Consider the following 25,998-nt stretch of genomic DNA (forward strand, 5'->3'; position numbering starts at 1 on the left):
CGTCCCCGAACGCCCAGCCACCTGCCCAGCCGTCTTCCATCCGGAGAGGGGAGAGACCTCCTTGCAGTCCCTTTTGCGCCACGTCCGCACCCTGCACAGCTTCGCGCCAGCGAACCAGGACCGCGTCTCGGCCTGGCGTGTGGCATTAAGTGTGGCGGCGCCGTCCCTGGTGCTGCTGGCCGCGGGACGGCCGGACCTTATCATCTACGCCGTCTTCGGCGCCCTGACGGGAATGTACGGCCGCTCCGAGCCGCACCAACTCAGGCTCCGGCACCAAGGCCAGGCGGCCTTCCTCCTGCTGGCGGGGGTGGGGGTCGGCGTTTTCCTCTCGGTCAACCACCTGCATTCCTGGGCCCTCGTGGCCACCGAGGCCGTCCTGTCCGGTGCGGGATCGCTGTTGGCCGACCGGGTGGGTCTCAAGCCCAACGGTCCGTTCTTCGGAATCCTGGCCCTGGGCGCGTGCGCGTCCATCCCCACGTCCGTCCCGTGGCCGGCCGCCGTCGGGATCGCCGCCGCGTCCTCCGCTTTTGCTATGCTCGTCGGCTTTGGCGGCTGGGTGCGGAACCGCACGTGGCACCGGGGCCTGGAACGGGATGTCCGTCCGCTGCGTGGCGCACGTCGCCGGGCGGCGTGGATCCATGCTGCCCGCTATGTCTCGGCGGTCGGGGGCGCCGGCACCGTGGGGGTCCTCAGCGGAAGCGGCCACCCGCACTGGGCCATGGCGGCGGCAGCAGTGCCACTTGCCGGGGCGGATATGCCCAGCAGCGTCTACCGTGGACTCCATCGCATTGTCGGCACTCTCCTGGGCCTGGTTGTGGTCGCAATCGTGCTGTTCCCGTGGGCAGGGTCCCCGCTCAGGGCTTTCCCAGGGTCCGAGGCCGCGGTCCTGGCCCTTCTGGTGATCGTCCTGCAGTTCACAACGGAACTGTTCATGACCAGGCACTATGGCCTCGCCATGGTCTCCTTCACGCCCGTGATCCTGCTGATGACCCAGCTTGCGGCGCCCGCCGATCCCCACGTCCTCGTGACCGAGCGCGCCGTTGAGACTCTGCTCGGAGCCGTCGTGGGCATCCTCGTGGTGGTGCTGATCCGCAGGCGGCCGCGCCGCGTCTCCGGGATGTGACCCAACGCCGGGCCGCCGGCCGGATGCCCTCTGCTACTTGGGGCGCCGGGGCGGACCTGCCACCAACCGTGCCGGCAGCAGCCGGGCGGCCGAGGCCACGACCTTGTAGCGCTTGCTGGGAATGGAGACCGCTTTGCCCTTTTCGTTGTCTGCCAGGCCCTCCCGGACCACTTGTCCGGCCTGCAGCCACAGCCAGCGCGGGGCAACACCGGTGTCCATGCCCATCCGGTCGTGGAATTCCGTGCGCGTGAACCCCGGGCACACTGCCGTCACCTTTACGCCCTGCGGGGAGTACGCCATATTGGCCCAGCGGGAGAAGCTGAGGAGCCACGCCTTCGCCGCCGAGTACGTTCCGCGGGGCAGGAATGCCGCCACGCTCGAGACATTGACGATCCTTCCGGACTTCCGCGCCAGCATGCCCTGCAGCGCCGCATGGCAGAGCTCCATGGCGGTCTCAACGTGGAGCTTGAGGTGCCGTTTCTCCTCGGCGATGCCGTTCTCCTCGAAGGAATGAAGCAGCCCGATGCCGGCGTTGTTGACAAGAATTTCCACCGGCCGCGCGGGGTCCGTGAGCCGTTCGACGACGGCGGCGACGCCGGCGTCGTCGGTCAGGTCGGCGGCGATCACTTCGGTGCTGATGCTGTAGCGCTTCTCCAGTTCCCCGGCTGAAGCTTTCAGCCGGGTGGCGTCACGGGCCACGAGCACCACGTGGTGTCCCTGTTCGGCGAGCTGCCGGGCAAACTCCGCCCCGATGCCCGCGGTTGCTCCGGTGACCAAGGCGGTGGTGCCAACTGTTTTCGCGGTGACTGGGTTCATAGCGACAGCCTATCTGGGCCGGGCGCGGCGCCGGGTCAGGCCAGCGCGGTCCCTGCCGCCAGCTCGTCTTCCGCCGGGCCGGTCCCTGCCGCCAGCTCGTCTCCTGCCGGGCCGCCGGCGTCCGTCAGGTGACGGTTTTGAAGCTCTTCGGCGGCGAGCTCGTACCAGGTGTGGGCGCCGAAGGACGGCGTGGGCGTATCGAGGTGGCGGTACAACGCGTCGGCGAGTTGGCACAGCGCGGTGTCCGAGAGCGCCCGGACCGTGGCCGCAGGATCGAGGGTGCCCTCGAAGTAGTCAGGCAACGCCAACCCGTTGATGAGTTCGTAGTCGTCGGCGCCGCTGATTTCCGCCGCAAGCGGGTTGTTGGCCTCCTCCCTTCCGGCGTCAAGGATTCCGACATTCAACATTCCGCCCGCAAGGGGCCGTGCGGGTTCGCCGGGCCTGCCGACTCCGGGGCTGATCTGGCGGATTTCGGCGTCGAGTCCTGCGAGGACTTCTCCGTCAGCGCCGACGTGGAGGAGGCAGATGGGCAGCTCTGCGGGCTCGTCCAGGACCAAGCGGAACTGCGCGGTCGGGCCGGGGGCGGCAGTGTCCCCGGCATCGGGGCCTCGCTGGGATCCGGCTTCCGCCAGGCGGCGCAGGTCCAGCAGCACTTCCGGGTCCAGATGGGACGCGCCGTGCAGGTCGACGACCACATCAACCCCTGCCCCGAGGCGGCCTGCCCGCCGCACAATGTGCATCAGGGTGCCGGAATCGGACTGGGTGACGCAGCCGGTGACTTCGAGAGTCACGTGTCCGGGATCGACGTCCACACGGACAAGTACACGCAGTTTATGGTTCACAGGGTTCTCCAAAGGACTCGTTCAAGAGCCAGCTGCATAACTCTGCTAGAACCTTACGAGGTTGTCGTTCGGGTCACAAGCCTGCCGGTTGTCCCAGACCTTGCAGTGCCCGGGTTCAAGCTCCTTCCGGCGGGCGTTCCGGCCAGTCGACGCACTGGTTGTAGGCATCGTGCTTGCGCAGGTACCGGTACATGAAAGGGCAGTCCGGGATGATTCTCTTACCGGAAGCAACAACGTCGTCGAGAGCGAAATGGGCCAGCACCTTCGCAAGGCCCTTTCCCTGGAATCGCTCCGCCGTGTCGGTATGGATGAAGTCGATGTGGCCGGGCCTGTCGATGAACCGGATCTCGACGGCGAGCTTGCCGCCAACGTGGAGCTCATAGCGGTGCAGCTCATCGTTCCGGGTCGTGGAGACGTCCGGGCTGAACGTGTCTTCAATTGCTGCCGAGTTCTCCGTCATGGTTCGACATTGGCACTTAAAGGCGGGTGTGGCAATGGCGGTCCGGAACCGGGCGGGGCGTCCGCCGCCGTCCGGGCAGGGACGCGGCCGAGCAGCACGGTGGCGAGGGCGAAACACGCCGCTCCCCCGCCGAGAAGTCCCAGACTGAGTCCGTTGAGCGCTGCGTCGGACACCGGAATGTAGACGACGACGGCGGCGGTCAGCACCGCGGCCGCCGAACGGCTGCGCGAGTGGGCGGACGACGTCGGACGTTCCTCCAGCCGGCCGAACAGCGCCAGGACCGGTATCAGCAGCAGGACGACGGCGAGCAGCACCAGTGGCCGGCTCCACCACCACGCTGTGGTCCCTCCGGCTGGCTGGGGAACCCTGGTCAGCAGCAGGAGCCCGGACATGGCCGCGAGTAAAGGCAGGTGCCACAGGTAGACGGTCATGGACCGGCGGCCGGCAACCGCCACCAGTTGCCGCACCCAGGCAACCGAGGCCAGCCGGGCCAGCAACGGCCGGAAGAGCTGCAGGGCAGCGGCCTGCGATATTCCGAGGAACAACAGGCTCAGGTTGGGCGGATTGAGGTTGACCAGCATGTTTCCGGAATACAGTCCCAACAGGACCAGCAGCCCCAGGCCCAGGTTGCTGGCCGCCATGATGCCCACCAGGGTGGCCCGCCCCAGCGCCAGCAGGCCGTCGGCGATGATGAAACCGAGCTGCTGCACGGCGCACCAGAGGAAGATCATGTTGGCGTAGGCCAGCAGCGGCAGCACGCCGCGAAGGCAGTCCACACTCACCACGAGCGCCGTGAGCCCTGCCAGGGTCAGCCATGGCGCGCGGGAGTGCAGCGCGGCCAGGAGCGGGAGGTTCAGTTGCGCCGCCAGGTAGGCAGCCAGGAACCACAACGGCATTCCAGCCCCTGACGCGAGCAGCTGGACGACCTGCGGATCCACCCCCGCCAGCCGCGCTGCCCACAGCCCGGTAAACATGAAGGCCAAGAGCACAGCCGCCGGACGGATCAGGCGCAGCAGCCGGGACTGCATGAAATCGAATGCGTTGCCGCCGCGGGCGCGGAGCCGGCGCCAGGACTGCAGCCCGGTGATGCCGCCGGAGAGGAAGAACAGCGGCATCACCTGCAGGACCCAGATGACGGGCTCAAACCAGTGCTCGTTTCCCAGCGTGTTTTCGCTCGTAACGGTGCCGTCCGGGTGCAGCACCGGACTGACCATCATGGTGTGTCCCACCACCACCAGGGCAAGGCAGAAGAACCTGGCGAGGTCGATCGCCTGGTCGCGCTCCGGAGCGATGCCCGGAACGGTGTCCCGCTGTCGTGGAACACGCATTGCGCCCCTTGCCTGCGAACGCGGCCGCCTGGTGTGCTGCGTAGATTTCATTGTCGGCCCTGCCGGGGCCAACAGCCAGCTTCGGCCCCGGCCTGCACCGGCAGGGTTCGACGGGGCCAGGAGGTGCTGGGGGACAGCAGGGTCAGCGGGACAGCGTCGCCAGGGCGTTGGCCGCGAAAGTCCTGGCCTCGGCGTCCCACCGGCCGAGGAGGCCCAGGAGGTTCTCGCCGTCGGCCCGGTGCGCGGCGGCCTGCTCCTGGAGCATGGCGAGCACGCCGGTGCGGAGCTCGGTGTTGAAATTGACCTTCCCGACGTTCATCGCGGCCGCCTTGACAAGTTCAGCGGCGGGAATTCCTGAGGCCCCGTGTAGTACCAGCGGAATGCGGGTGCGCACGGCGATGTCCTGCAGGACGTCCCAGCGCAGCCGCGGCTCGCCCTTGTACTTCCCGTGGACGTTGCCCACTGCCACGGCCAGCAGCTGGGCGCCGGTGCGCGCCACGAAGTCCTCCACCCGGGCGGAGTCGGTGAGGCCGGCTCCGCCGGCGTCGGGCGCGGCGCTCCCTGCGGCGTCAGCGCCGAAGGCACGGTCCTCGTCCCCCGCGATGCCGCCGAGTTCCGCCTCGATCACGACGTCGGCGCCTTGTCCTGCCAGGGCCTGCCGGACGTCGCGGACCAGGGCGATGTTGTCCTCGTACGACAGGGACGATCCGTCCACGAGCACTGAGTCCGCCCCCGCCGTGACGGCGCCGGCAATCACCTGCGGATCAGCGGCGTGGTCCAGTTGCACGGCGATCGGAACGCCGGCGCCGTCGGCGAGTCCGCGGAATGCTGCGATCAGCCGGAGCCCGTTGGCAGTGGCCGCCGTCTTCGGCGCCACCAGCAGGATCGCCCCGCGGCCGGCTTCCTCGGCCGCGGCGACCACGGCCAGGGCCGTCGTGAAGTCATAGCAGGTGAAAGCGGGGACAGCCGAACCCTGCTGGAGCGCTGCGAGAACCAGGTGATCGAGTCGGGTCCGCATCAGATGCCCAGTCCGCCCACCAGGATCCAGGCCACGAAGGTCAGGGCGAAGCCGGCGAGTCCCAGCACGGTGGTGAGGACGGTCCAGGTCCTGAGCCCGTCGGCGACGGTCAGCCCGTAGTACCGCACGACCACCCAGAAGCCGGCGTCGGTGACGTGGGACAGGCCCAGGGATCCGAAGCCGATGGCGATCACGATCACGGCGATCTGCGCAGGGGTGTAGCCGCCGTGGGCGACGGCCGCGGAGAGCAGGCCGGTGGTGGTGACGATGGCGACCGTGGCCGAACCCTGGGCGGCGCGCAGGGCCAGCGAGATGATGAAGCCGAGCAGGAGCAGGGGCACACCCAGCGTGTCGAGGGTCTCGGAGAGCGCCGCGCCGATCCCGGAGACCTGCAGGACGCCGCCGAAGACACCGCCGGCGGCTACCACCATGAGGATGGACGCGATCGGCGGAAGGGCGCCTTCGAAGATCTCGCCGGTTTCCTTCAGGGACCATCGGCGGCGGACGGCGAGGAGGAAGAAGGACAGGACCACTGCCACGAGGAGCGCCAGGAACGGGTTGCCGACGAAGGCGGCGACGCCGTACCAGTAGTCCTTCTTGTCGATCACGAGCGTGCCGAGGGTGCCGAGCAGGATCTGCGTGATCGGAGCGGCGATGAGGAAGATGATCAGGCCCGGATGCGGCGGGGCGACGGCGTGGTGACCGGGTCCGGCGTGGCCGGTTCGGACCAGCGAATCGGAGCCGAATTCGTCAACCTGCGCCTTGACGCCCGGCAGCAGGTCGAAGTCCTTGCGGTTCAAGATGCCCGCCACCCAGTAGGAGAGGAAACCGAGCGGCACGCAGATGGACAGGGAGATCAGGGCGATCAGGCCGATGTCGGCGCCGAGCACGCCCGCACCGGCGACAATGCCCGGGTGCGGCGGGACTGCCACGTGGATGGAGAGCATGATGCCCGCCATCGGCAGTCCGAATTTCACCGGGTGCAGATTGGCGATCTTGGAAAAGGCGTAGACGATCGGGACGAGCACGATGATGCCGACCTCGAAGAAGACCGGGATGGCGACCAGGAAGCCGACGGCGGTGAGGGCCACGGCAACGCGCTTGGCGCCCAGTTTCCGGGTGAAGTGGTCCGCGAGGGACTGCACGCCGCCGGAGACCTCGATCATCCGGCCCAGCACGGCGCCGAGGGCGATCAGGATCGCGACCTTTCCGAGGGTGCTTCCCACACCGTTGGATACGACGGTGAACACGTCTTTGAGCGGGATTTGGGCGGCTACGGCCACCAGGATGCTGACGGCCAGCAGGGCCACGAACGCCTGGATCTTGAAGCGGATGATCATCAGCAGCAGCAGTGCCACCGCAGCAACGGCGATGGCCAGCAGCAGCGGAGTACCCAGCTCCACGGCCGGCTTGATGACGGGCGCGTCGGCGGCGCGCACAATCACGGAATTGAACAGGGGTGTCATGCGCGGAGGTCTCCTTTGACGGGAAAGCGGGGAAGGGACCGGCAGCGGCGGAGGGGATCCGCCGTCGCCGGGCGCGGGATTTTCTTTTTAGGCGGTGCGCTTGGTGGGCGCGAGAACCTTGATGACGGCGGAGTCATCGGCGGCGGCGAGGCCTTGGGCTTGGCCCAGGAGGTAGAGCTGTTCGGCGGCGGCGGCAACCGGGGCGGCAAGGCCGGCGGCGCGGGCGGCCTTGCCCACGATCCCCATGTCCTTGACGAAGATGTCGAGGCGGCTGAGGACCTCGGCGCCTTCCTCGGTGTAGGCCTCCAGGATGCGGGGTCCACGGTTGGAGAGCATGAAGGAGCCCGCGGCGCCGGCTTCGAGTGCGGCCAGGGTCTTGGCCTGGTCCAGGCCGAGGGCGTCGGCCAAGGCCATCGCCTCGGCGGCCGCGGCGATGTGGACGCCGCAGAGCAGCTGGTTGACGGTCTTGAGGGCCTGGCCGTCGCCGGGCTTGTCGCCAACCACGGTCAGGGTGGAGGCGAGGAGTTCCAGGACCGGGCGGGCGGTTTCGAGGGCGGCGGGCCCTGCGCCGACGACGATCAGAAGGTCGCCTTCGCCGGCGCGCTTGGGTCCGCCGGAGAGCGGTGCGTCAACCAGTGCCACGCCGTGTTCGGCGAGGCGGGCGACGGTGGCCGGGATGGCTTCGGTGCCGACCGTGCTGGTCAGGATGACGACGGCGCCCGGCTTCAGCACGGAGGCGACGCCGTTCTCGCCGAAGAGGACGTCATTGAGCTGTTCGCCGTTGCGCACGGCCAGGAGCAGGGCGTCCGTTTCCTGGGCGGCTTCACGGGCGGAGGCGAAGGTCCGGACGCCGGCCTCTTCGGCAAGCCGGAGGCGAGGCTCGGCGATGTCAAAGCCGTGCACTGTCAGCTGGGTGGCCAGGCGGGTGGCCATCGGCAGGCCCATGGCGCCAAGGCCGAGGACGGTGACTTTGTATTCTGCGGTCATGGTTTTCTCCATTGAAATCGGGGGATGGGGCGAAAGGAAAGGGGCTCAGAAGGTGTTGCTGAGCTTGCGGGTGACCTGCGCCAGGGAGTCGTCGTCGCCGACATTGCCGGCGAAGACGATGTACGGAATCCCCTTCGCGGGTCCGTCGACCGGCTCCCACAGGCTCACGATGCCCGGCAGCATGGGGCCGCGGACGATCGCATGCCGGATCTCCAGGCCGTGCGCTGCAACGTCCGAGGACGTGATGCCGCCCTTGGCGATCACGAAGCGCGGGGGGAAGGCCTTGAGCGTGCGGTTCACCACCGCGACGACGGCGGCGGAAACCGTGCGGGCGATCCGCAGGCTTTCGGCGGCGTCGGCAGCCTTGACCAGTGAGCGGCTGGTGTGCACGATCACGTCGCCGTTGCGCAGGGCTGCCACGACGGTGTCAACGACCGCGTCCAGGTAGCTTCCGGCGTTGTCGCCGAGGAGCCCCGCAACGTCGATCTCCACAATGCGCGCCGCGCGGTGTTCTGCGGTGAGGACGTTGAGCTGGCGCGTCGTGACGCCGACGTGCGAGCCGACGACGATCAGGCCCCCCGCCTCCGACGGCGTGTTGCCCGCGTAGGCTTCTTCGCCGCTGAGCTCGGTGCGGATTTCCTGGCCGATGCGGGCCCGGACAAAAGGCGGTCCCACCCGGTACAGCAGCTTTTTGCCGCGGCGCTCGGCTTCCGCCAGGCCCAGGGCCAGGGCGCGGAGGTCGTATTCGGTGACGATGTCCGCCACGATCGGGGTCGAATCCGTGGCGGAGTCGAGGGCGTCAGCAATGGCCTTTGCGGACGCGGACGGGTCGCCGTCCGGCCCCGCGGCACGGATGATGTGCAAGTCCAGCACGATCACCGACTCTGCGGCGAACCGGCCCTGTGACTTCTCCTCGACGTACTTGGCCATTTCCGAATTGGCGAAGCCGAAGCTGGCATCCCGGGCGAACTCCGTCTCGGCCACCGGGGCGAGCTGACCGGCCTCGTCGCCGGTGCCGCGCATGTAGTGCACGCCGCCGATCGTGACGCGGCCCGCGTCCGGGAACGCCGGGACAATCACGACGCCGTCCGTCTCCTCGCCGCCGACAGCCTTGATGGTGGCCGCAATGACATCGGGTTCCAGCGGGTAGTGGCCGCGGAGGGTGGAGTCGCTGCGGCTAACGAAACTCAAGCGCAGCCTGGATCCGGCAGGGTCCGACGCTGCTGCCACGAGGGCATTCCGGACCACTTCCTCGTTGCGCGCCGCCGCCTCTGCCGGGTCGAGGCTCCGGGTGTTGGTCAGCACATACACGGCGCCCGGACGCCGGCCGTCGATTTCGTGTCCGAATGCCCACGTGAAATCGGCGACCTCCCAACGGGTGAGGACCGGGAGGTTGGCGACGGACTGCGTTCCGGTGGGATCGTCGTCGAGAACCACCAGGATCCGGGGGAATTCTTCGGATGCGGCGGCCACGCTGTCGGCCACGAGCCGGGCGGGAATCTGTACCTCTGCCGGGAAAGCGGCCAGCACATCTGCTTCGAGGATCACTTTGCACTCCATTGTGTAAATCTGCGGGATGCGAGTAACCGCAGGACGTTATTTGTAAGATGTCTGACATCTGACTACTGAATGCTAGTGTGGCATACGGCACAACGACACGCAAGTAGACTTGGCACTCAAGCAGAACCGGGTCGCTGGATGGGGAAAATTGGCTAGGAAATCGTTGGTCGGCGTGGTGGCGGATGAACTGCTCGACCGGATCATTGCCGGCGAATTCCCGCCAGGGTCAAGCGTCCCCGGGGAGCTGGAGCTGAGCGCCCGGCACGAGGTCAGCCGCATGACGGTGCGCGAGGCGATGAAGACCCTCGAAGCCCAACGGATCCTGAGCGTGGAGCGCGGCCGTGGCACGTTCGTGAACCCGCTGAACCGCTGGGCCTCCCTTGAGGCCGTGCTGCGGGCGGCGTCGGAAGGCAAGAACGATGCCTCGGCGGCAATTCAGCTGATTGAGCTCCGCCGGATGCTCGAAACCGGCGCCTGCGAACTGGCCGCCGGGAGGATCACCGACGCCGACATCCAAGCGCTCCATCGCCTCGTGGCAGCGATGCGGCTGGCACATGGAGGCAACGATGTTGCCGCGTTCGTCAACGCTGACCTGGGCTTCCACGACCTGATCCTGCAGGCCTCCGAAAACGTCTTTGTCGCAGTGTTGTTCGAACCGTTGCACCGGGTTCTGGAAAAGCGCCGGACGGAGACCTCGAAGGTCCCCGAAATCCAGGAGCACGCAATCGGACACCACCAGAGGATTGTCGATGCACTGGCATCCCGCGATCCGCACTTGGCCCGCGACGCGATGGATGCACACATGCAGCAGACCCTCGATGACCTCAAGACCTACGTGCTGGCGGACCGTCCCGCCTGACGCCTGTGCCGGCGGACCGCCTACGCGAGGGAGAGGAAGAGCTTTTCCAGTTCCGCCCGGTCCAGGCTCGGGTCCTCCTGCTGCATGCACTGCTGCAGGCCCGTGGCGATGATGGAGAATCCGGCCTTGTCCAGGGCGCTGGAGACCGCGGCCAGTTGGGTGACGACGCTCTTGCAGTCGCGGCCTTCTTCGATCATCCGGGTGACCGCCGCAAGCTGCCCCTGGGCACGCCGAAGCCGGTTGATGACTGACTTCATGTCGGTGGGATCGAGTTCCATGTGGTACCTCCGGGAGCAGCAGGGTCTATTCCATGGTATACCCCCCTCAGTATTTGCCATACCCCAGGGAGTATGCACGCGACGGACCGGGCGCCGGCGAGGCCGTCCGCGTTCTGCCGGCCCGCGAAGGCAGCTGCCGGTTCGCGATGGCGCCCTGCCGGTCGCTACCCGGACCATCAGCCGCGGGGGTCTGCGGCGGTAGGGGCATAAGCACCTAGCGCGGCAGGCAATATCGGCGTATTGCTGGTCGTGTGAACGCCTCCGGGTTCCTCGAACCGGGCGCCGGCGAGGCCGGTGCCAAACGCCCCGCCGCCGGGCCATCGGGTTCAGGGGCGTGGAGTTCAGGGGCACGGAGTCCATGGGCGCGTTCATGGACCTCCCGCCCGTGGGGCCGGTACGTTGCCATGGGCGATTCATTCACGGCGGGAATCGGCGACCCGGAACCGCTCAGCCCCGGCGGCGTCAGGGGCTGGGCGGACCGCATCGCCGAGGAGCTCAGCGAGGGACGCGGCGATTTTGCGTATGCCAACCTGGCCGTCAGCGGCCTCGTGCTGCGCCAGATCATCGACCAACAGCTGGGCCCCGCCATCGACCTGAAGCCGGACCTCGTGACGCTTTCGGCCGGCGGAAACGACCTCGTGTTCCACCGCGGCGATCCCGACCGGATGGCCGCCGCCCTCGACGCCGCGGTGGCAGCGCTCAGCGCCACGGGGGCCACAGTCGTGCTGTTCACGGGGCCGGATTGGGGCGAGACGCCCTTGTTGGGCCATACCCGCGGCAAGGTGGCCGTGTTCAACGAAAACATCCGCACCATTGCCGCACGCCACAACGGCGTCATTGCCGACTTGTGGACGCTGCGGCAGTTGGCTGATCCGCGCATGTGGGATCCCGACCGCCTGCACTTTTCGCCGCTGGGACACCACACAATTGCCACGATGGTGCTGGAGACCCTCAACGTCCCCCACAGCCTGATTCCCCTTGAGCCCAAGCCGATGCCCCACGGCAGCTGGCGGGAAAGCAAGGCCGGAGACCTGGCCTGGGTGACGCACTACCTGCTGCCCTGGATGATGAGCCGGATCAGGCCGCGGGCAGATGATCCACCCCTGATGGCCAAACGTCCGGAGCCCGGACCCGCCGTCGGGGCAACAACCGCGGGCACTGCACCCCTAGTCCGGCCGGGATCCGTCGGCTAGTCTGCAGGAACGGCCCGCTGCCGGGCATCGATGGCGATCACGAGGAGCAAAGTTGTCTAACCACACTTACAGCATTTCTGAAATTGTCGGAACCTCGAACGAGGGCGTCGACGCCGCCGTCCGGAACGGAATCGCCGAGGCCGCAAAGACCCTGCGGAACCTTGACTGGTTTGAGGTCAAGGAAGTCCGCGGCCATCTCGAAAACGGCGCGATTGCCGACTGGCAAGTAACCATCAAGCTCGGGTTCCGCCTGGAACGCTGACGTCCGCCTCCGGAGTGCCGGCCCCGGTCCGGGGCCGCCGCACCGAGCGGGCCGGCGTCGTTAACCAGGAGGGACAATCCATGCGGTACACACATCTGGGCCGCTCGGGCCTGACAGTCTCCCGGCTCTGTTTGGGCACCATGAACTTCGGTCCCCAGACCGGGGAAGCGGACGCCCATGCCATCATGGATTCGGCTCAGGAATCCGGCATCAACTTCTTCGATACCGCCAACGTCTACGGCGGATCGAGCCGCCGGGGGTGGAGCGAAGAAATTATCGGCCGATGGTTCGCCAAGGGCGGCGAGCGCCGTGAACGCACGGTACTGGCCACGAAGCTTTTTGGCACTATGGCGGACCGGCCCAACGAGTCCAAGCTGTCAGCGCTGCACATCCGGCGGGCGCTCGACGCGAGCCTGAAACGGCTGCAGACGGACTACATCGATCTCTACCAGTTCCACCACGTGGACCGGAACGCACCTTGGGACGAGATCTGGCAGGCCATCGAGGTTGCGGTCCAGCAGGGCAAGATCCTGTACTCGGGCAGCAGCAACTTCGCCGGGTGGCACATTGCCCGGGCCCAGGAAACCGCGGCCCGCCGCAATTACAACGGCCTGGTCAGCGAGCAGTCCATCTACAACCTGATCACCCGCGACGTCGAACGTGAGGTCATTCCCGCCGCCGAGGAGTACGGGCTGGGGCTCATCCCGTGGTCCCCGCTGCACGGCGGCCTGCTGGGAGGGGTGCTCAAGAAAGAGGGCGACGGCGTCCGCCGCACCACGGGCCGCGCCCTCGAAACCCTCAAGACGCACCAGGCCCAGATCCGGCGGTATGAGGACTTCGCCGACGAACTCGGCGAGGAGCCCGGGGATGTGGCACTTGCATGGCTGTTGCACCAGCCCGCCGTCACCGCGCCGATCATCGGTCCGCGAACCCGGGAGCAACTTGACGCCGCAGTCAGGGCCCACAAGCTCAAACTCGACGCTGGCGCGCTCACTCGCCTTGACGAGATCTTTCCGGGGCACCGGACCGCTCCGGAAGACTACGCCTGGTAAATTCCCGGGCTGCGGGGGCTGGCGGTTTCGACGCCCGGGTGGCACTTTAATACTAAGCATGATTAGTATTAGGGCAGAAGGATGAAGCGCACCCGGCAATCCGGGTGCCTCCTCAATGAAGAAGGAACGAAACAAAATGGGTTTTTTCGCATTTCTGATTCTGGGCCTCATCGCCGGAGCAATCGCTAAGGCAATCCTCCCGGGACGTCAGGGCGGTGGCATCTTCATCACGCTGCTGCTCGGCGTTGTGGGCGCCATTCTCGGCGGCTGGATTGGTGGCGCGCTCTTCGGAACGGGCCTCAACGAGTTCTTCTCTCTGTCGACCTGGCTCCTGGCCATCGGCGGAGCGATCATCGTCCTGCTCGTTTACGGCATGATCACCAAGCGCTCCGCCCGCTAAAGCGGAGTGTGACCGAAAACCGGTTCCGGAAATCTTCCCGGAGCCGGTTTTTTGGCACCTAGCCAACGTCTTCACTTCTCAACGTCTTCACAAGGCAGGAGTAACGCATGAAAGGCAAGATTCTCTTCGGCGCCGGAATCGCCGCCGGCTACGTTCTTGGAGCCCGCTCCGGGCGTGCAGCATATGAAAAGCTCAAGGCCAGGGCCGCAGCCCTCTGGGAGAGCAAACCGGTCCAGGACGGCATGGCGGCCGCCACAGAAGCGGTCAAGGACAAGGCCCCCGAGGTGACAGACCAGCTCGCCGAAGCCGCCCGCCGTGCCGGAACCGTCATCAGCTCGGCCGTGCGCCGCGACGCCGCACCGGACCAGGGCGCCGGCAACGGGAACGGGAACGGGACCACCATCCCGGTCGCCCCGGATATCCACTCGGATCCTGCCCGCTCCGACGCGGACGGACAGGACTGGTCTGACGAAGGCGGGGCCACCCCGGCCGGGGCCGCCACCAACGTCGATCCGGACAAGGCTTCCTAACAAGTCCGGAGCAGGAGCACGCTTCGCAGCGGCGCGCCTTAACGGCCCGCGGAGGTCCCCGCAGGGACGGACGTCCCTGGCGGGACCGCCACGGCCCCGACAACCACCGTGGCGTCCAATTCCGCGGAGCCGAGGACCTGGGCGGAGAGGCCGCTGCGGAGGAAAATCTCCGCGGTCCGCATCGCCTGATGCCGGCTGGTCTCGATGATCAGGTGCCCGCCCGGCGCCAGCCATTGCGGCGCCCCGGCAGCGACCCGGCGCTGTACGTCCAGCCCGTCGGCACCGCCGTCGAGGCAGACCCGGGGCTCGTGCAGCCGGGCTTCCGGCGGCATTGATCCGATCGCGGACGACGGCACATAGGGAGCATTGACGGCCAGGAGCGCGACCCGTCCCCGCAGCCGGACCGGGAGCGGAGCATAGAGGTCCCCTTCATGGACGCGGCCGCCCGCGGGGAGGACATTCCGGCGCGCACACGCCACCGCGACGGGGTCCACGTCGGAGGCGTGCAGTTCCACCGGGCCGGCCAGGGAGGCGAGCGCCGCCCCGACCGCGCCTGACCCGCAGCAGAGGTCGACGACGACGGGCACGGCACCGCCGCCGTCGAACGTCTGCAGGAGCCGTTCGGCCTGGCGGACGAGGAATTCCGTGCGGCGGCGGGGCACGAAGACGCCGGTATCGACGGCGATCCGCAGGCCGCAGAACTCTGCCCAGCCCAGGATGTGCTCGAGCGGGAGGCCCGAAACCCTGCGGTCCAGCATTGCCTCGAGCCGCTCCGGCGTCTGCGCAGCCTCAACGAGGAGGAGTGCTTCTTCTTCTGCGAAAACGCAGCCCGCTGCCCGGAGCCGGGCGACGATGACCGGCTCAGGGGCGCGCGCTGTGGACGCGGACATGGGAGCGCCTATGCCTCTGCTGTCAGGCGCTCCCGCAGTCATTCAGCCACGGCCTGACGTCCGGCAGCAGTCGGAGACCAGCCTTGCTGACGGTGCTTGTGGCGTCGCAGGAATGGGAACCCCTCCTTAGGCTGTTGCTGGAATTCCCCATGCTATCGAATGCAGGCTGTCGCGTCCCGCGGTGGAGCGGGCACCCAGGAGCAATGGCAGCTAGCCGACGTCCAACTGTCCGGATGGGGCTGGCAGGATAGGGGCATGGCACCAACACCTTCGCAGGATCTCTTCTGGACCGGCTCCTACACGGCGGACGGAGGCGGCAGCGGGACGGGAATCGGCGCGGTTTCGGCGGCTCCCGATGGCACGCTGCACTGGCGGGGTGTCGCGGCTGAGGCTGATTCGCCGTCGTTCCTGGCGGTCCACCCCTCCCTTCCGGTGGTCTACGCAGTGGCCGAACAGGCGCAGACCGTCCGGGGCTACCGGCGGTCGGGCACCTTCGGACTGGAGCCTGCAGGTCCGGCGTGGCGGGCCGGGGAAGCCGCGTGCCACGTCGCCGTTGACCCTTCCGGGCGTTTCCTGGTGGTGGCCTGCTGGGGCGACGGCCAGGTGCTGCTGTACGGGCTGGACGGTGACGGCGGTATCACAAGCCGGTTCGCGGCCGTTCAGTCCCGGGACCCCTATGACGCGGGACGGCCCAGCCGCGCGCATGCGAGCCTGATGCTCGCAGACGGCCGGGTGATGACCACGGACCTCGGCCACGACCTGCTGCGAATCTGGCACGTCCGCGCGGGGCACGGCCTGGCCCTGGACCATGAGGTGGTCTTGCCGCGCGGCAGCGGTCCCCGCCATCTGGTCCAGCATGCCAGCGGCCGAGTGTTTGTTGTGACCGAGTATTCAATTGAAGTGGCCGTCGCGGCGCCGTCCGCCGAACCGGGCATCTTCGAGCTGGCATTCGTCGGTCCGGCCACCCACGGCGGGGCCCTGGCCGGTGACGCGGCGGCGGAGATCGCCTTGGCCGCCGGTGGCGGGCACGCGTATGTGGGCGTTCGGGGATCCAACCGCATCAGCGTCCTGGAGGCAACGGCCGGCGGGACCGCCCTCCACCCCGCGGCTGATTTCCCCAGTGGCGGAGACTGGCCCCGGCATCATCTGCTCCGCGACGGCTGGCTGCACGTGGCCCATGAGCGCTCGGGCGATATTGTGAGCTTCCCGCTGGACCAGGCAAGCGGGCTTCCTGGCCGACCGGCGAGCCGGCTGGAGCTGGACTCCCCCACGGCGCTGATCGCAGCGCGGTAAGAGCCGGCGCGGTTTCAGCCGGCGCGGTGTCAGCGGGCGGGCTGCGGAACCGGCGCCGTTGTGCCGGCTGCCGGAACGGGCCGGTTCATCGCCCCTGCCAGGAGTAGTCGGCCAGAGCATCGGAGGTATGGACAATGCCGTCGAGCTGGAAGCCGCATCGGCATCGCCAGAGGGGCGGCAGGTTGACGGGCTCGTCCGAGGTCTCAAAGGTGTGGGCTGACATGGCACCGAGTGCCGGAGACTTCCATTCCATGGCCGTGCCGCAGTGGCGGGGTGCAGGACCGTCGGGAGGCCACGAAGCGGCGGAAGGACGTGCTGCAGTGATGGATTCCGTCCGCGTGGATTCTGTCCGCACCGGCCCGGGCAGCAGGCCCAAAGCCTGGCCCGAGACTCCGGGGAGGGGCGCCGAGCCGGCAACGGCTCCTTCTAGCCAACGATTATCAAACACAAGTACTAAGCATACATATAACTAGCCAAGCTAACTATCTGAACGACCCAACCGCTCGCTTGAACTACTGCGGCCGGCGCTCAGCAATCGCCTCGCTCATGCGCCGGAGAAATTTGATGACAACGCGGGCTTCCTCGGCGCTCAGCTCTTCGGCTACGGCCATCATCCGGCGGTGCATGTCCCCGAGCGTCGCCCGCACCTCAGAGTCCGTGGCCCCGGTGGGGACAATCACGAGGGAGCGCCTGTCTGTGGGGTGCGGTTCACGGCGGACGTGCCCGCTGGCCACGAGCCTGTCAATCAGGGTGGTCGTGGAGGCCGTGGTGATGCCCAGGGCGCGGCTCAGGTCCTTGGGTCCCACTCGCCCACCGCCGGCGCGGGCCCGCAACAGGTATCTCAGGGCAAGGAGGTCCGTCTCTCCCATGCCCATGGATTCACGAGTGGACCGCCGCGTGGCGGCTTCCGAAATCCGGTAGTCCCGCAGGGCCCGGAGTACCGCGTCCGGCGGATCAAGCCGGTCATCGGGGCCGTACCAGAAACCGGAACCGGGCGCACTGTGCGAGTTCATCGGGCAATCCTAGCCGAACTGACTACTAGGCCGTCTTGCAATTCGCCTGCCAATTCCACCCACAAAGAGGCACTGCCCGGCGGCCGGGCCACAAAAAACCCCGGCTCCCTGCAAATGCAGGGAACCGGGGTTTTCCACTCTTCGCTAAAAGAGTGGGCCCTGTGGGGATCGAACCCACGACCCACGGATTAAAAGTCCGATGCTCTACCAACTGAGCTAAAGGCCCGCACTGACGTCTCCAAAAACCGCGGACAAGTCCGGGGTTTTAGAGCGTAACAGCCCAGTCCATTTCTGGACGTTAACACTGTACCCCAGACCGCAGCCGGGTTTTGCACGGCGTCTGCGCACCGGCTTTCCGCCCGTGAGGAGCATGCTCGACCCCCGGACAGCACTGGAGTAGCGTGGTGGCATGAGCGAGCAAGCAGGATCCAGCACCCCCGGACCGCCCCGGCACCATAAGCCGAAGCCTTTCGCGCCCATCGATTTCGAGCCGTTTGCCGGCGGGGCGGATCCGGCCCGCGTGTCCGAGGCCGCCCATCTGGCCGCGCAGGCGCTCGTGCGCCGCGGGCGGGACAGCGACGACCCCAAGGTCACCAGGCGCCTGGTCAAGCTCGCCGACGAGCAAGGCCTGGAGGCCATCGCCGAGATGTGGGCCGAAAGCCCGGCCCGTTCCCTTCCCGGCGCTTTGTGGCGCCTGTATGCCCTGCGCGCCGCAACCATCCAGGATCCGGAGAGGATCTCCGTCTACTTCAAAGCGGGCAAGGACACGGCCCAGGTTTCCCATGTGGTGGCCGGTGCCGCCGAGCCGCCCGGGGCGGACGAAATGAAGCTCATGGCCGACGCCATCCTTTCCGGCGCTTTCGACGGCGAGTTCGACGTCGCGCTGGAACGCTCCGCCGCGTTCTGCCGCGTGGTGGCACTCGGCCAGGCGACCCTCGCGGACGGCGCGGAACACAGCAACGAGAACCACGCCAGCAAACTGACCCGCAATTCGCACCTGCTGGTCAAGACCGCCGAGGACCTCGAACACGCCGCCAACGCGTGGCGCCTGGGCGAGCTGGACTGAACTTTCCGGGGAGGCCGATACGCACGCCGGCGCCCGAGTGTCAATGTTGACTTGCAGCAACCCACGTAGAAAACTGAAATCGGTGCCGAACCGCGAAACCCCCGGGCTTCAACATTTAGCCGCCTAGAGCGGCCTACCGCCGAGAGGCGTATCCGGTTCGGCACCATTTTCATGCCTTCCCGGATCCCCGCTGGGACGACCGTCACATTGGCCGCAGGGCTGCCCGGGCCGGGGCGTCGCTGACGGTAAAGTAATCCTCATGCGCGGGTCATCGTCAAGTCACACGGCCGGCAGTCCACATTCGAGAACCTCCCTCCCGAAGACCGGTGACACTACGTGAAGCTGCGCCTATTCCCCCAGGAGCCCGCCGGGCTGAACCTGCTTTCCTCGATGGCACGCCAGATCGTGCTGGCAACGGGAACGCTTTCGGAAATACTGGGCGCACCCGTGAGTGAACACGCGCGGCTCGTGGAGGACATGCACAATCACGAGGCCAAATCCACGGAGCTGCACTTTGCCCTCCTGACCCACATGCGGACCAGCTTCGTGAACCCGCTCCCCCGCGAGGACATGTACGCCCTGTCCCGCTACCTCAACGAGGCGATGGAAAAGCTCGACGCTGCCGCCGAACTCGTGTCCCTCTACAAACTGGAGCGCCTGCCGAGGCGTGCCGCGGACCAGTTGGAGATCATCAGCCGGCAGGCGGAGCTCACGGTCGATGCGATGCGGAAACTCAACAACCTGGACGACCTCGAGGACTACTGGATCGAAATCCTCCGCCTGGCCAAGCGCGCCGAACGGACCCACCGGGTCTGGGTGGCGGACATGCTCAACGACATGAAGTCCGCCCAGTACGCGCGCAACCGCGATATCGCGAACCAGCTGGTCGAAGTGACCAAGGACATGCGGCGGATCGCGACCCAGGTGGGCAGCATCATCGTCAAGGAATCCTGACGTGACCGTCCTCTTCTTTGGCCTGGTGGTGGTCTCCGCCGGGGCCTTTACCTTTCTCAACGGCTTCCGGGACGCCTCCACCTCGGTGGCCCTCGCTGTCCGCACGCGCGCCCTCACCCCCACGGTCGCGGTGCTGCTGGCGGGGCTGTTCAACTTCATCGGCGCCGGCCTCAGCGCGACGCTGGCCCTGGAGGTCAGCCGCACCTGGGTCACCCTGCCGCGCGGGGACAACGGCCTGACCATCCTTCTGGCCGGGCTCCTCAGCGCCGTGCTCTGGGGCATCTACACGTGGTGGCGGGGCATCCCCTCCTCGTCCACCCACGCGCTGGTCGGCGGCCTGGCCGGCGCCGGCGTCGGGAGCGTGGCGGTGGGCGGCCCCGCCGTCCTGGGCGTCGACAACTCCCTGCTGTTCCAGGTGGTCCTGCCGCTGCTCCTCTCGCCGGTGATCGCCTTCGCGGGCGCCTATCTGCTCGTCTGGCCTGCAACATGGGCGGCGCGCTATACCCCGCCGAACGTCGTCAACAGCAGATCCCGGCGGGCACAGGCCATCGCCGCCGGCGCGGTCGCGTTCGGCCACGGACTCCAGGACGGCCAGCGCACCAGCGCCGTCGTGATGCTTGCCCTGCTGGCCTCCGGGCTGTCCGACGGCGCCTCCATGCCCCTGTGGGTGGCGCTGTTCACCGTTGTCCTGATGACGGCGGGGACGCTGGCCGGCGGCTGGCGGATCTCCTACACGATCGGCTACCGGCTGACCCGGATCGATCCGCTGCGCGGATTCGTCGCCCAGCTCTTCAGTTCAGTAATGCTGCTCCTGGGCGCGATAGGGCTGCACTGGCCCCTTTCCACGACCCACACCGTGACGGCGGCGGTGCTCGGTGCCGGCGCGAACCAGGGTTTCCCGGCCACCAACCGGAAGTTCGTAGTCCGCATCCTGGTGTTCTGGTTGCTGACACCGATCCTCACCGCTGCGGCGGCGTTCGTGCTCCAGCTGGCGCTCTCGCCTCTCGCCGGCCGCCTTTAGCGGCCGCGGCCGGGGCTACCCGAAGCGTCCGGAAACGTAGTCCTCGGTGGCTTTCTGGGTCGGGTTACTGAAGATGGTGTGGGTGTCGCCGTATTCGATCAGTTTGCCCGGCTTGCCGGTGCCGGCAATGTTGAAGAAGGCCGTCTTATCGGAGACGCGCGCGGCCTGCTGCATGTTGTGCGTCACGATCACCACGGTGTACTGGTCCTTGAGCTCGTTGATGAGATCCTCGATGGCCAGCGTGGAGATCGGGTCCAGGGCGGAGCACGGCTCGTCCATCAGGATCACCTGGGGTTCCACGGCGATCGCGCGGGCGATGCACAGGCGCTGCTGCTGCCCGCCGGACAGGCCCGACCCGGGCTTGGCCAAGCGGTCCTTGACCTCGTTCCACAGGTTGGCGCCGCGCAGCGAACGCTCCACCAGGGCGTCGGCCTCGCCCCTGGAGATCCTCTGGTTGTTCAGTTTCACGCCCGCCAGCACGTTGTCCCGGATGGACATGGTGGGGAACGGGTTGGGGCGCTGGAACACCATTCCGATCTGCGAGCGCACCGTGACGGGATCCACGCCGGGACCGTAGAGGTTGTCCCCGTCCAGCAGCACTTCGCCTTCGACGCGGGCGCCCGGAATGACTTCATGCATGCGGTTCAGGGTGCGCAGGAATGTGGACTTGCCGCAGCCTGAGGGGCCGATGAAGGCGGTGACGGACTTGGCGTCGATGTTGATGTTGACGTCTTCGACGGCGAGGAATTTGCCGTAGTAAACGTTCAGGTCCTTGACGTCGATGCGCTTAGACATGGTGTTCCTTCACTTGCTGGAGGTGGGGAGTGCGTGCGCTGGCAGGAGCCTAGCGGCCGGCTTTGGGGGCGAAGATGCGGGCAACGAGGCGGGCACCCAGGTTGAGCAGCATCACCAGGATGATGAGGACCAGGGCCGCGCCCCAGGCGCGCTGGGAGGACGGCTCCGGATTGGACGGGGAGGTGGGGTTCAGGATCTGCGTGTAGATGAAGGTGGGCAGCGAGGCCATCCAGCCGCCGAAGACATTGTTGTTGATCGACGTGGCGAAGCCGGCGGTGACCAGGATCGGGGCGGTCTCACCGATCACCCGGGCGATCGCGAGCGTGACGCCCGAGGCGATGCCGGAGATCGCCGTCGGGATGACCACCTTCAGGATGGTCCGCCACTTGCGCACGCCGAGGGCGTAGGCGGCCTCGCGCAGCTCGTTGGGGACGATCTTGAGCATCTCCTCGCTCGAACGGACCACCACCGGGATCATCAGCACCGACAGTGCGACGGCGGCAACGGCGCCCGTCTTGGTGCCGGGCCCGACGACTGCGAAAAAGAAGGCCGCGGCGAAGAGGCCTGCCACGATCGACGGGATGCCGGTCATGACGTCCACGAAAAACGTGATGGCACGGGCCAGCGGGCGGTCCTCGCCGTACTCCACCAGGTAGATGGAGGTCAGCAGCCCGACGGGCACGGAGATCACGGTCGCGAGCAGGGTGATCTGGATGGTACCCATCAGGGCGTGGTAGATCCCGCCCAGGACGGGGGCGCCTTGCTCGACGGCCTTGTTGTCGAACGAGCCGGTGACGCCGTTCATGGAGGTGGTCAGGAAGCCGGGGTTCGTAAGGCCCGGAAGCCCGTTGACCAGCACCGTCCAGATCACGGAAATCAGCGGCAGCAGTGCGATCAGGAACGCACCCACCACCAGGCAGGTGGCCAGCTTGTCCTTGGCCCGGCGGGAACCTTCCACTACGGCGCTCCAGCCGGCCAGGCCGGCCGTGAAGAGGATGGCCGAGACGATTCCCCAGCCGAAGGCGTTGAAACCGATCAGGGCCAGGATGGCCGCGCCGAGAACGAGGGCGAGTACCAGGACGATGTAGGGCGCGGCCTTGGGCAGCTGGCCCTTGGTAAGGGCGGAGCGTTTGCGGACCGGGGTCAGGGTGGAGGTCATTTAGTTGGCTCCCGAGAATTCTTTGTGCCGGGTGATGATCCAGCGGGCGATCATGTTCACGCCCAGGGTGATGACGAACAGGACCAGGCCGGCGGCGATCAGCGTGCTGACCTTCAGGCCGCTGGCCTCGGGGAAGTTCAGGGCGATTTCGGCGGCGATGGTCTGGTTTCCGGACTGGATCAGGCTGGCGGTGAGGACGCCGGAGGACAGCACGAGTGCGACGGCCATGGTCTCGCCCAGCGCGCGGCCCAGGCCCAGCATCACGGCGCTCACAATTCCGGGGCGGCCGAACGGCAGCACGGCCATGCGGATCATTTCCCAGCGGGTGGCGCCGAGGGCCAGCGCGGCTTCTTCGTGCAGCTTGGGGGTCTGCAGGAAAATTTCGCGGGACAGGGAGGTGATGATCGGCAGGACCATGACGGCGAGGACGATTCCGGCGGTCAGGATCGTCTTGCCGGTTGCGGAGGCGGGTCCCTGGAAGATCGGCAGCCAGCCCATGTTGTTGGCGAGCCAGGTGTAACCGGGCGAGATCTCCTTGGCCAGGAACGCGGCACCCCAGGCACCGTAGACAACCGAGGGAATGGCGGCCAGGAGATCGATGACATAGCCGAGGGCGGAGGCGAGCCCGCGCGGCGCAAAATGCGAGATGAAGAGTGCGACGCCGATCGCGACAGGCGTTGCGATGACAAGGGCGATGAGCGCGGCGATGAGCGTGCCGATGACGATCGGCCAGATGTAGGCGAAGAAGCCCTGGCCGCCCTGGATCTTATCCGGGGAGGCAACAAGGGCAGGGATCGCCTGGATGACGAGGAAGAGCGCCACACCGAAGAGCACGGCAAGGATCAGGCACCCTGCGGCCAGGGTGGCTGCGGAAAAGACTTTGTCTCCGGCGCGGCCTGCGCCCCGGGACGAGGTCAGGGAGGTGGTGGTCACTTCACGGTCCTTCAGCTTCGATCGGGACCGGCTGCCGGCTGCGAATCTCTCCGCCGCCGGCACCCGGGAAATCCTTGGTGGTTCGAACAAATGCGTCGGTTCCCTGCTCCGGTGCGGCTGTCTGTGACAGCCGTGTCGGAACAGGGAACCTGGGTCAGGCTGGTGTTTCCACTATGCCTCTTGGCGCGGGGTTATCCCTAGGCCTTGGCCTTGATGGAGTCGATCGCCTTCAGCGCCTTGTCCTGCAGGGCCTTGGACAGCGGAGCGGACTTCGCGGAGTCAGCGGCTGCCTTCTGGCCGGCGTCAGAGACGACGTAGCTCTCGAAGCCCTTGACGAGGTCAGCGGTTTCCTGCTTGTCGTAAGTGGTGCAGACGACGTGGAAGGAGACGAGCACGATCGGGTAGGCGCCCTCGATCGTGGTGGTGCGGTCCAGCTTGATGGAGAGGTCGTTGGCGCTGCGGCCTGCAACCGGCTTGCCGGCGTCCACTGCCTTGGCGGCGGCGTCGGCGGAGATCGTGGTGAAGGACGAGCCGACCTTGATCTGGGCGGTGCCGAGCTTCCCGCTCACGGCGGAGTCGTCCGCGTAGGTCACGGCCCCGGGCGTGTCGGTGACGGTCTTGACAACACCGGAGGTGCCCTTGGCGTTCTCGCCCTTGAGCGAAGCGGGCCAGACGCCGGCTGCCTTGTCGCTCCAGACGTCGGGAGCAGCAGCGGCAAGGTAGTCGGTGAAGTTCGAGGTGGTGCCGGAATCGTCGGAGCGGTTGACCGGGGTGACCTTGAGGTCCGGCAGCTTGGCGTCCGGGTTCAGGGCGGCGATGGCCGGGTCGTTCCACTTGGCGATCTGGCCGCGGAAGATCTTGGCGACCATGGCGGCGTTGAGCTTGAGTTCCTTGACGTCGGGCAGGTTGAACGCCACGGCGATCGGGGAGACGTAGACGGGTATGTTGATGGCCCCGTCGGTGCCGCACTTGGCCTTCGAGCTCGCGTACTCATCGTCCGTGAGGTAGGCGTCGGAGCCGGCGAACTGGGCCGAACCGTCAAGGATGGCCTTGCGGCCGGCGCCGGAGCCGTCCGGGGAGTACTGCACCGAGGCACCCTGGTTCGCGGAAGCGAAGCTGGTCTTCCACGCGTCCATTGCTGCACCCTGCGCGGTGGAGCCGACGCCGGTCAGGGTGCCGGTGACCTTGGCGCCAGCCGCCGACGGTGCTGCCGACTGGGCGGTGTTCGTTGCATTGTCCGAACCACAAGCGGTAAGCGCGAGTGCGCCGGCTGCGATGACAGCGATAGCCGCGTGGCGGCCGAAGCGGAGTGCCTTCACTGGGTGTACCCCTTCCAGGGATTTTCTGTGCCTGCCGGCCGGAGAAGGCCGCGGGCAGGGATGCGTACGGTTTGTACCTTTACTGAAGGTAGGTCGCCCAGATGAAGGGAATTGCCGTCCAAAGTGAACACACGGTTAACGACGCCGGGACATTTGCTTACAAGTGCCGCGTTCCCATTGCATCCGGCGCCGCCCAGCCGTACTGGCTGTCGCAGGTGACCGGCAACCGCGGCCAGCAAATAGACTGGACGGCATGGCCTCCGCTACTGGACTCTCCGCAAGCGCACGATTCCTGCGCGGCCGGGTCCGCACCGGCATTGTCCGGAGCCGGAACTCCCTGCTGCCGGCCGTCCAGATGACCGCCTGCGCGGTCGGCGCGTACGCCTTCGCCGAATATATCCTCGGCCACACCGGGCCGCTGTTCGCTGCCACGTCATCGCTGATTGCCCTCGGGTTCTCCCGCGATCCCAGGCTCCGCAGGGTCGTGGAGGTTGGCCTGGGCTGCACCATCGGCATCGTTGTCGGGGACCTGCTCCTGCACTGGCTCGGCGCGGGCATCTGGCAGGCCGCCGTCGTGCTCCTGTTCTCCATCCTGCTGGCCCGGTTCCTGGACAGCGGTACGATCTTCACTACGCAGCTGGGGCTGCAGTCGCTGCTGGTGGTGCTGCTGCCGGCGCCGGCCGGCGGACCGTTCACGCGGAGCATTGACGCCGTGGTGGGCGGGACCTTCGCGTTGCTGGTGACGATCCTGGTCCCGAAGGACCCGCGCCGCGAACCACGCAACGATGTCAAGAAGCTCCTGCACGAACTCGCCGAGGTGTTGCGGGAATGCGCCTCCGCCCTGAGCCACAGCGATTCCACCCAGGCCTGGCATGCGCTGATCCGCGGACGCAACTGCCAGCCCCTCGTCGACGCCATGCGGCAGTCCCTCCGCGCGTCCGGGGAAGTGGCCACCCTTGCCCCGGCGTACCGGCGGCACCGGGAGGAACTGGACCGGCTGGAGCAGTCCCTTGATTACATCGATCTGGCCCTGCGCAACAGCCGGGTCTTCGCACGCCGGCTGACAAGTGCCATCAACCATGCCGCGCTTTCGGATGAGGCCACCCAGAACATCGCCGAGGTGCTCCAGGAAACGGCGACGGCGGTGGACGATCTCTCGGTCGGCCTGGCGGAAATCCACGACGGCGTCCGGCGGGCGCATCTGCGGACCGCCAGGGTGGACCTCAGCGAAATCGCCGGCAGGCTGCATCCGCGGCTGCTGGACGTCCAGCGGCTGGAAGGTGAAACGGTGGTCATGCTGTTCCGTCCGCTCATGGTGGACCTGCTCGAAGCGACCGGGATGGATCCGAACGAGGCAAGGGACATCCTGCCCCCGCTGTAG

At 67.3% G+C, this 25,998-nt stretch carries 28 protein-coding genes and 1 tRNA gene; 12 read left to right on the forward strand and 17 right to left on the reverse strand.

Translation table 11 applies throughout. The features are described 5' to 3' along the window. The first annotated feature begins 61 nt into the window (after nucleotides 1-61). The gene (locus AC1DES_RS15690) at nucleotides 62-1,123 is read left to right on the forward strand and encodes an FUSC family protein (RefSeq protein ID WP_476896636.1); all 1,062 of its coding nucleotides are present in this window, start codon (nucleotides 62-64) and stop codon (nucleotides 1,121-1,123) included. A 33-nt stretch (nucleotides 1,124-1,156) separates the two neighbouring features. Here the strand turns inward: AC1DES_RS15690 and AC1DES_RS15695 are convergent, their stop codons facing one another. The 8 genes from AC1DES_RS15695 to AC1DES_RS15730 form a co-directional block, all read right to left on the reverse strand. Then, entirely contained in the window at nucleotides 1,157-1,939 is a 783-nt protein-coding gene (locus AC1DES_RS15695) for an SDR family NAD(P)-dependent oxidoreductase (RefSeq protein WP_476896637.1), read from the reverse strand. Nucleotides 1,940-1,974: 35 nt separating this feature from the next. Continuing rightward, a complete protein-coding gene (locus tag AC1DES_RS15700) occupies nucleotides 1,975-2,781 on the reverse strand; it encodes a hypothetical protein (RefSeq protein WP_476896638.1) in 807 nt (268 codons plus the stop codon). Between the two features lie 115 nt (nucleotides 2,782-2,896). Next, entirely contained in the window at nucleotides 2,897-3,241 is a 345-nt protein-coding gene (locus AC1DES_RS15705; protein ID WP_476896639.1) for a GNAT family N-acetyltransferase, read from the reverse strand. Beyond that, nucleotides 3,238-4,569 carry an acyltransferase family protein gene (locus AC1DES_RS15710; protein ID WP_476896640.1) on the reverse strand — a complete coding sequence of 444 codons (1,332 nt, stop codon included), beginning with the start codon at nucleotides 4,567-4,569 and terminating at the stop codon, nucleotides 3,238-3,240. The genes AC1DES_RS15705 and AC1DES_RS15710 overlap by 4 nt, the downstream gene beginning before the upstream one ends. 142 nt (nucleotides 4,570-4,711) lie before the next feature. Next, nucleotides 4,712-5,587, reverse strand: coding sequence for a class II fructose-bisphosphate aldolase (locus AC1DES_RS15715; RefSeq protein WP_476896641.1), 876 nt, complete (start codon nucleotides 5,585-5,587; stop codon nucleotides 4,712-4,714). Then, on the reverse strand, nucleotides 5,587-7,053 hold the full coding sequence (locus tag AC1DES_RS15720) for a GntP family transporter (protein ID WP_476896642.1): 1,467 nt from the start codon (nucleotides 7,051-7,053) through the stop codon (nucleotides 5,587-5,589). Before AC1DES_RS15720 ends, AC1DES_RS15715 begins: the two co-directional genes overlap by 1 nt. An 87-nt stretch (nucleotides 7,054-7,140) precedes the next feature. Beyond that, the gene (locus AC1DES_RS15725) at nucleotides 7,141-8,040 is read right to left on the reverse strand and encodes an NAD(P)-dependent oxidoreductase (protein WP_476896643.1); all 900 of its coding nucleotides are present in this window, start codon (nucleotides 8,038-8,040) and stop codon (nucleotides 7,141-7,143) included. Nucleotides 8,041-8,085: 45 nt separating this feature from the next. Continuing rightward, nucleotides 8,086-9,588 (reverse strand): four-carbon acid sugar kinase family protein, encoded by a 1,503-nt coding sequence (locus tag AC1DES_RS15730; protein ID WP_476896644.1) that lies wholly within the window; start codon nucleotides 9,586-9,588, stop codon nucleotides 8,086-8,088. A gap of 160 nt (nucleotides 9,589-9,748) precedes the next feature. On the opposite strand from AC1DES_RS15730, the gene AC1DES_RS15735 reads away from it, so the two are divergent. Then, nucleotides 9,749-10,459 carry a FadR/GntR family transcriptional regulator gene (locus AC1DES_RS15735; RefSeq protein ID WP_476896645.1) on the forward strand — a complete coding sequence of 237 codons (711 nt, stop codon included), beginning with the start codon at nucleotides 9,749-9,751 and terminating at the stop codon, nucleotides 10,457-10,459. 20 nt (nucleotides 10,460-10,479) lie between these two features. On the opposite strand, the gene AC1DES_RS15740 is transcribed toward AC1DES_RS15735, so the two are convergent. Further along, on the reverse strand, nucleotides 10,480-10,737 hold the full coding sequence (locus tag AC1DES_RS15740; RefSeq protein WP_138767747.1) for a metal-sensitive transcriptional regulator: 258 nt from the start codon (nucleotides 10,735-10,737) through the stop codon (nucleotides 10,480-10,482). A gap of 404 nt (nucleotides 10,738-11,141) precedes the next feature. On the opposite strand from AC1DES_RS15740, the gene AC1DES_RS15745 reads away from it, so the two are divergent. From AC1DES_RS15745 to AC1DES_RS15765, 5 genes are all read left to right on the forward strand, one after another. Beyond that, entirely contained in the window at nucleotides 11,142-11,930 is a 789-nt protein-coding gene (locus tag AC1DES_RS15745) for an SGNH/GDSL hydrolase family protein (RefSeq protein WP_476896646.1), read from the forward strand. Nucleotides 11,931-11,982: 52 nt separating this feature from the next. Next, on the forward strand, nucleotides 11,983-12,192 hold the full coding sequence (locus tag AC1DES_RS15750; RefSeq protein WP_463900988.1) for a dodecin: 210 nt from the start codon (nucleotides 11,983-11,985) through the stop codon (nucleotides 12,190-12,192). 80 nt (nucleotides 12,193-12,272) lie between these two features. Beyond that, nucleotides 12,273-13,244, forward strand: a complete 972-nt coding sequence (locus AC1DES_RS15755; protein WP_476896647.1) for an aldo/keto reductase — start codon at nucleotides 12,273-12,275, stop codon at nucleotides 13,242-13,244. A 136-nt stretch (nucleotides 13,245-13,380) separates the two neighbouring features. Further along, on the forward strand, nucleotides 13,381-13,644 hold the full coding sequence (locus AC1DES_RS15760) for a GlsB/YeaQ/YmgE family stress response membrane protein (RefSeq protein WP_476896648.1): 264 nt from the start codon (nucleotides 13,381-13,383) through the stop codon (nucleotides 13,642-13,644). 107 nt (nucleotides 13,645-13,751) lie between these two features. Next, a complete protein-coding gene (locus tag AC1DES_RS15765; protein ID WP_476896649.1) occupies nucleotides 13,752-14,174 on the forward strand; it encodes a hypothetical protein in 423 nt (140 codons plus the stop codon). Between the two features lie 38 nt (nucleotides 14,175-14,212). Here AC1DES_RS15765 and AC1DES_RS15770 read toward each other — a convergent pair whose 3' ends face one another. Next, entirely contained in the window at nucleotides 14,213-15,064 is an 852-nt protein-coding gene (locus tag AC1DES_RS15770) for a putative protein N(5)-glutamine methyltransferase (RefSeq protein WP_476896650.1), read from the reverse strand. Nucleotides 15,065-15,319: 255 nt separating this feature from the next. Here AC1DES_RS15770 and AC1DES_RS15775 point away from each other — a divergent pair, with 255 nt between their 5' ends. Then, a complete protein-coding gene (locus AC1DES_RS15775; protein WP_476896651.1) occupies nucleotides 15,320-16,357 on the forward strand; it encodes a lactonase family protein in 1,038 nt (345 codons plus the stop codon). Between the two features lie 85 nt (nucleotides 16,358-16,442). On the opposite strand, the gene AC1DES_RS15780 is transcribed toward AC1DES_RS15775, so the two are convergent. The 3 genes from AC1DES_RS15780 to AC1DES_RS15790 all read right to left on the reverse strand — a co-directional run bounded on the left by AC1DES_RS15780 (nucleotide 16,443) and on the right by AC1DES_RS15790 (nucleotide 17,596). Beyond that, nucleotides 16,443-16,610 (reverse strand): hypothetical protein, encoded by a 168-nt coding sequence (locus AC1DES_RS15780; protein ID WP_476896652.1) that lies wholly within the window; start codon nucleotides 16,608-16,610, stop codon nucleotides 16,443-16,445. 259 nt (nucleotides 16,611-16,869) lie between these two features. Further along, complete coding sequence (locus tag AC1DES_RS15785; RefSeq protein WP_476896653.1) at nucleotides 16,870-17,370, reverse strand: MarR family winged helix-turn-helix transcriptional regulator; 501 nt, start codon at nucleotides 17,368-17,370, stop codon at nucleotides 16,870-16,872. 153 nt (nucleotides 17,371-17,523) lie between these two features. Further along, a tRNA-Lys gene (locus tag AC1DES_RS15790) sits at nucleotides 17,524-17,596 on the reverse strand. A 183-nt stretch (nucleotides 17,597-17,779) separates the two neighbouring features. On the opposite strand from AC1DES_RS15790, the gene AC1DES_RS15795 reads away from it, so the two are divergent. The 3 genes from AC1DES_RS15795 to AC1DES_RS15805 all read left to right on the forward strand — a co-directional run bounded on the left by AC1DES_RS15795 (nucleotide 17,780) and on the right by AC1DES_RS15805 (nucleotide 20,411). Then, nucleotides 17,780-18,436, forward strand: coding sequence for a hypothetical protein (locus AC1DES_RS15795; protein WP_476896654.1), 657 nt, complete (start codon nucleotides 17,780-17,782; stop codon nucleotides 18,434-18,436). A gap of 336 nt (nucleotides 18,437-18,772) precedes the next feature. Continuing rightward, nucleotides 18,773-19,390 (forward strand): DUF47 domain-containing protein, encoded by a 618-nt coding sequence (locus AC1DES_RS15800; RefSeq protein ID WP_476896655.1) that lies wholly within the window; start codon nucleotides 18,773-18,775, stop codon nucleotides 19,388-19,390. 1 nt (nucleotide 19,391) lies between these two features. Next, nucleotides 19,392-20,411, forward strand: a complete 1,020-nt coding sequence (locus AC1DES_RS15805; RefSeq protein ID WP_476896656.1) for an inorganic phosphate transporter — start codon at nucleotides 19,392-19,394, stop codon at nucleotides 20,409-20,411. A 15-nt stretch (nucleotides 20,412-20,426) separates the two neighbouring features. Here AC1DES_RS15805 and pstB read toward each other — a convergent pair whose 3' ends face one another. From pstB to pstS, 4 genes are all read right to left on the reverse strand, one after another. Next, a complete protein-coding gene (gene pstB / locus AC1DES_RS15810) occupies nucleotides 20,427-21,206 on the reverse strand; it encodes a phosphate ABC transporter ATP-binding protein PstB (RefSeq protein ID WP_476896657.1) in 780 nt (259 codons plus the stop codon). 49 nt (nucleotides 21,207-21,255) lie between these two features. Further along, nucleotides 21,256-22,365, reverse strand: coding sequence for a phosphate ABC transporter permease PstA (gene pstA / locus AC1DES_RS15815; RefSeq protein ID WP_476896658.1), 1,110 nt, complete (start codon nucleotides 22,363-22,365; stop codon nucleotides 21,256-21,258). After that, nucleotides 22,366-23,298 carry a phosphate ABC transporter permease subunit PstC gene (gene pstC, locus AC1DES_RS15820; RefSeq protein ID WP_476896659.1) on the reverse strand — a complete coding sequence of 311 codons (933 nt, stop codon included), beginning with the start codon at nucleotides 23,296-23,298 and terminating at the stop codon, nucleotides 22,366-22,368. Between the two features lie 197 nt (nucleotides 23,299-23,495). After that, the gene (pstS, locus tag AC1DES_RS15825) at nucleotides 23,496-24,617 is read right to left on the reverse strand and encodes a phosphate ABC transporter substrate-binding protein PstS (RefSeq protein WP_476896660.1); all 1,122 of its coding nucleotides are present in this window, start codon (nucleotides 24,615-24,617) and stop codon (nucleotides 23,496-23,498) included. 253 nt (nucleotides 24,618-24,870) lie between these two features. Between pstS and AC1DES_RS15830 the strand changes: the two genes are divergently transcribed. Next, complete coding sequence (locus AC1DES_RS15830; RefSeq protein WP_476896661.1) at nucleotides 24,871-25,998, forward strand: FUSC family protein; 1,128 nt, start codon at nucleotides 24,871-24,873, stop codon at nucleotides 25,996-25,998.

The organism is Arthrobacter sp. 05T442, assembly GCF_056395945.1.

Excerpts from the sequence above, each read along its gene's own strand:
- AC1DES_RS15695 (WP_476896637.1), bottom strand. The coding sequence starts at position 1,939 with ATGAACCCAGTCACCGCGAAAACAGTTGGCACCACCGCCTTGGTCACC.
- AC1DES_RS15705 (WP_476896639.1), bottom strand. The coding sequence starts at position 3,241 with ATGACGGAGAACTCGGCAGCAATTGAAGACACGTTCAGCCCGGACGTC.
- AC1DES_RS15710 (WP_476896640.1), bottom strand. The coding sequence starts at position 4,569 with ATGCGTGTTCCACGACAGCGGGACACCGTTCCGGGCATCGCTCCGGAG.
- AC1DES_RS15715 (WP_476896641.1), bottom strand. The coding sequence starts at position 5,587 with ATGCGGACCCGACTCGATCACCTGGTTCTCGCAGCGCTCCAGCAGGGT.
- AC1DES_RS15720 (WP_476896642.1), bottom strand. The coding sequence starts at position 7,053 with ATGACACCCCTGTTCAATTCCGTGATTGTGCGCGCCGCCGACGCGCCC.
- AC1DES_RS15725 (WP_476896643.1), bottom strand. The coding sequence starts at position 8,040 with ATGACCGCAGAATACAAAGTCACCGTCCTCGGCCTTGGCGCCATGGGC.
- AC1DES_RS15740 (WP_138767747.1), bottom strand. The coding sequence starts at position 10,737 with ATGGAACTCGATCCCACCGACATGAAGTCAGTCATCAACCGGCTTCGG.
- AC1DES_RS15745 (WP_476896646.1), top strand. The coding sequence starts at position 11,142 with ATGGGCGATTCATTCACGGCGGGAATCGGCGACCCGGAACCGCTCAGC.
- AC1DES_RS15755 (WP_476896647.1), top strand. The coding sequence starts at position 12,273 with ATGCGGTACACACATCTGGGCCGCTCGGGCCTGACAGTCTCCCGGCTC.
- AC1DES_RS15760 (WP_476896648.1), top strand. The coding sequence starts at position 13,381 with ATGGGTTTTTTCGCATTTCTGATTCTGGGCCTCATCGCCGGAGCAATC.
- AC1DES_RS15765 (WP_476896649.1), top strand. The coding sequence starts at position 13,752 with ATGAAAGGCAAGATTCTCTTCGGCGCCGGAATCGCCGCCGGCTACGTT.
- AC1DES_RS15770 (WP_476896650.1), bottom strand. The coding sequence starts at position 15,064 with ATGTCCGCGTCCACAGCGCGCGCCCCTGAGCCGGTCATCGTCGCCCGG.
- AC1DES_RS15775 (WP_476896651.1), top strand. The coding sequence starts at position 15,320 with ATGGCACCAACACCTTCGCAGGATCTCTTCTGGACCGGCTCCTACACG.
- AC1DES_RS15780 (WP_476896652.1), bottom strand. The coding sequence starts at position 16,610 with ATGGAATGGAAGTCTCCGGCACTCGGTGCCATGTCAGCCCACACCTTT.
- AC1DES_RS15785 (WP_476896653.1), bottom strand. The coding sequence starts at position 17,370 with ATGAACTCGCACAGTGCGCCCGGTTCCGGTTTCTGGTACGGCCCCGAT.
- AC1DES_RS15795 (WP_476896654.1), top strand. The coding sequence starts at position 17,780 with ATGAGCGAGCAAGCAGGATCCAGCACCCCCGGACCGCCCCGGCACCAT.
- pstB (WP_476896657.1), bottom strand. The coding sequence starts at position 21,206 with ATGTCTAAGCGCATCGACGTCAAGGACCTGAACGTTTACTACGGCAAA.
- pstA (WP_476896658.1), bottom strand. The coding sequence starts at position 22,365 with ATGACCTCCACCCTGACCCCGGTCCGCAAACGCTCCGCCCTTACCAAG.
- AC1DES_RS15830 (WP_476896661.1), top strand. The coding sequence starts at position 24,871 with ATGGCCTCCGCTACTGGACTCTCCGCAAGCGCACGATTCCTGCGCGGC.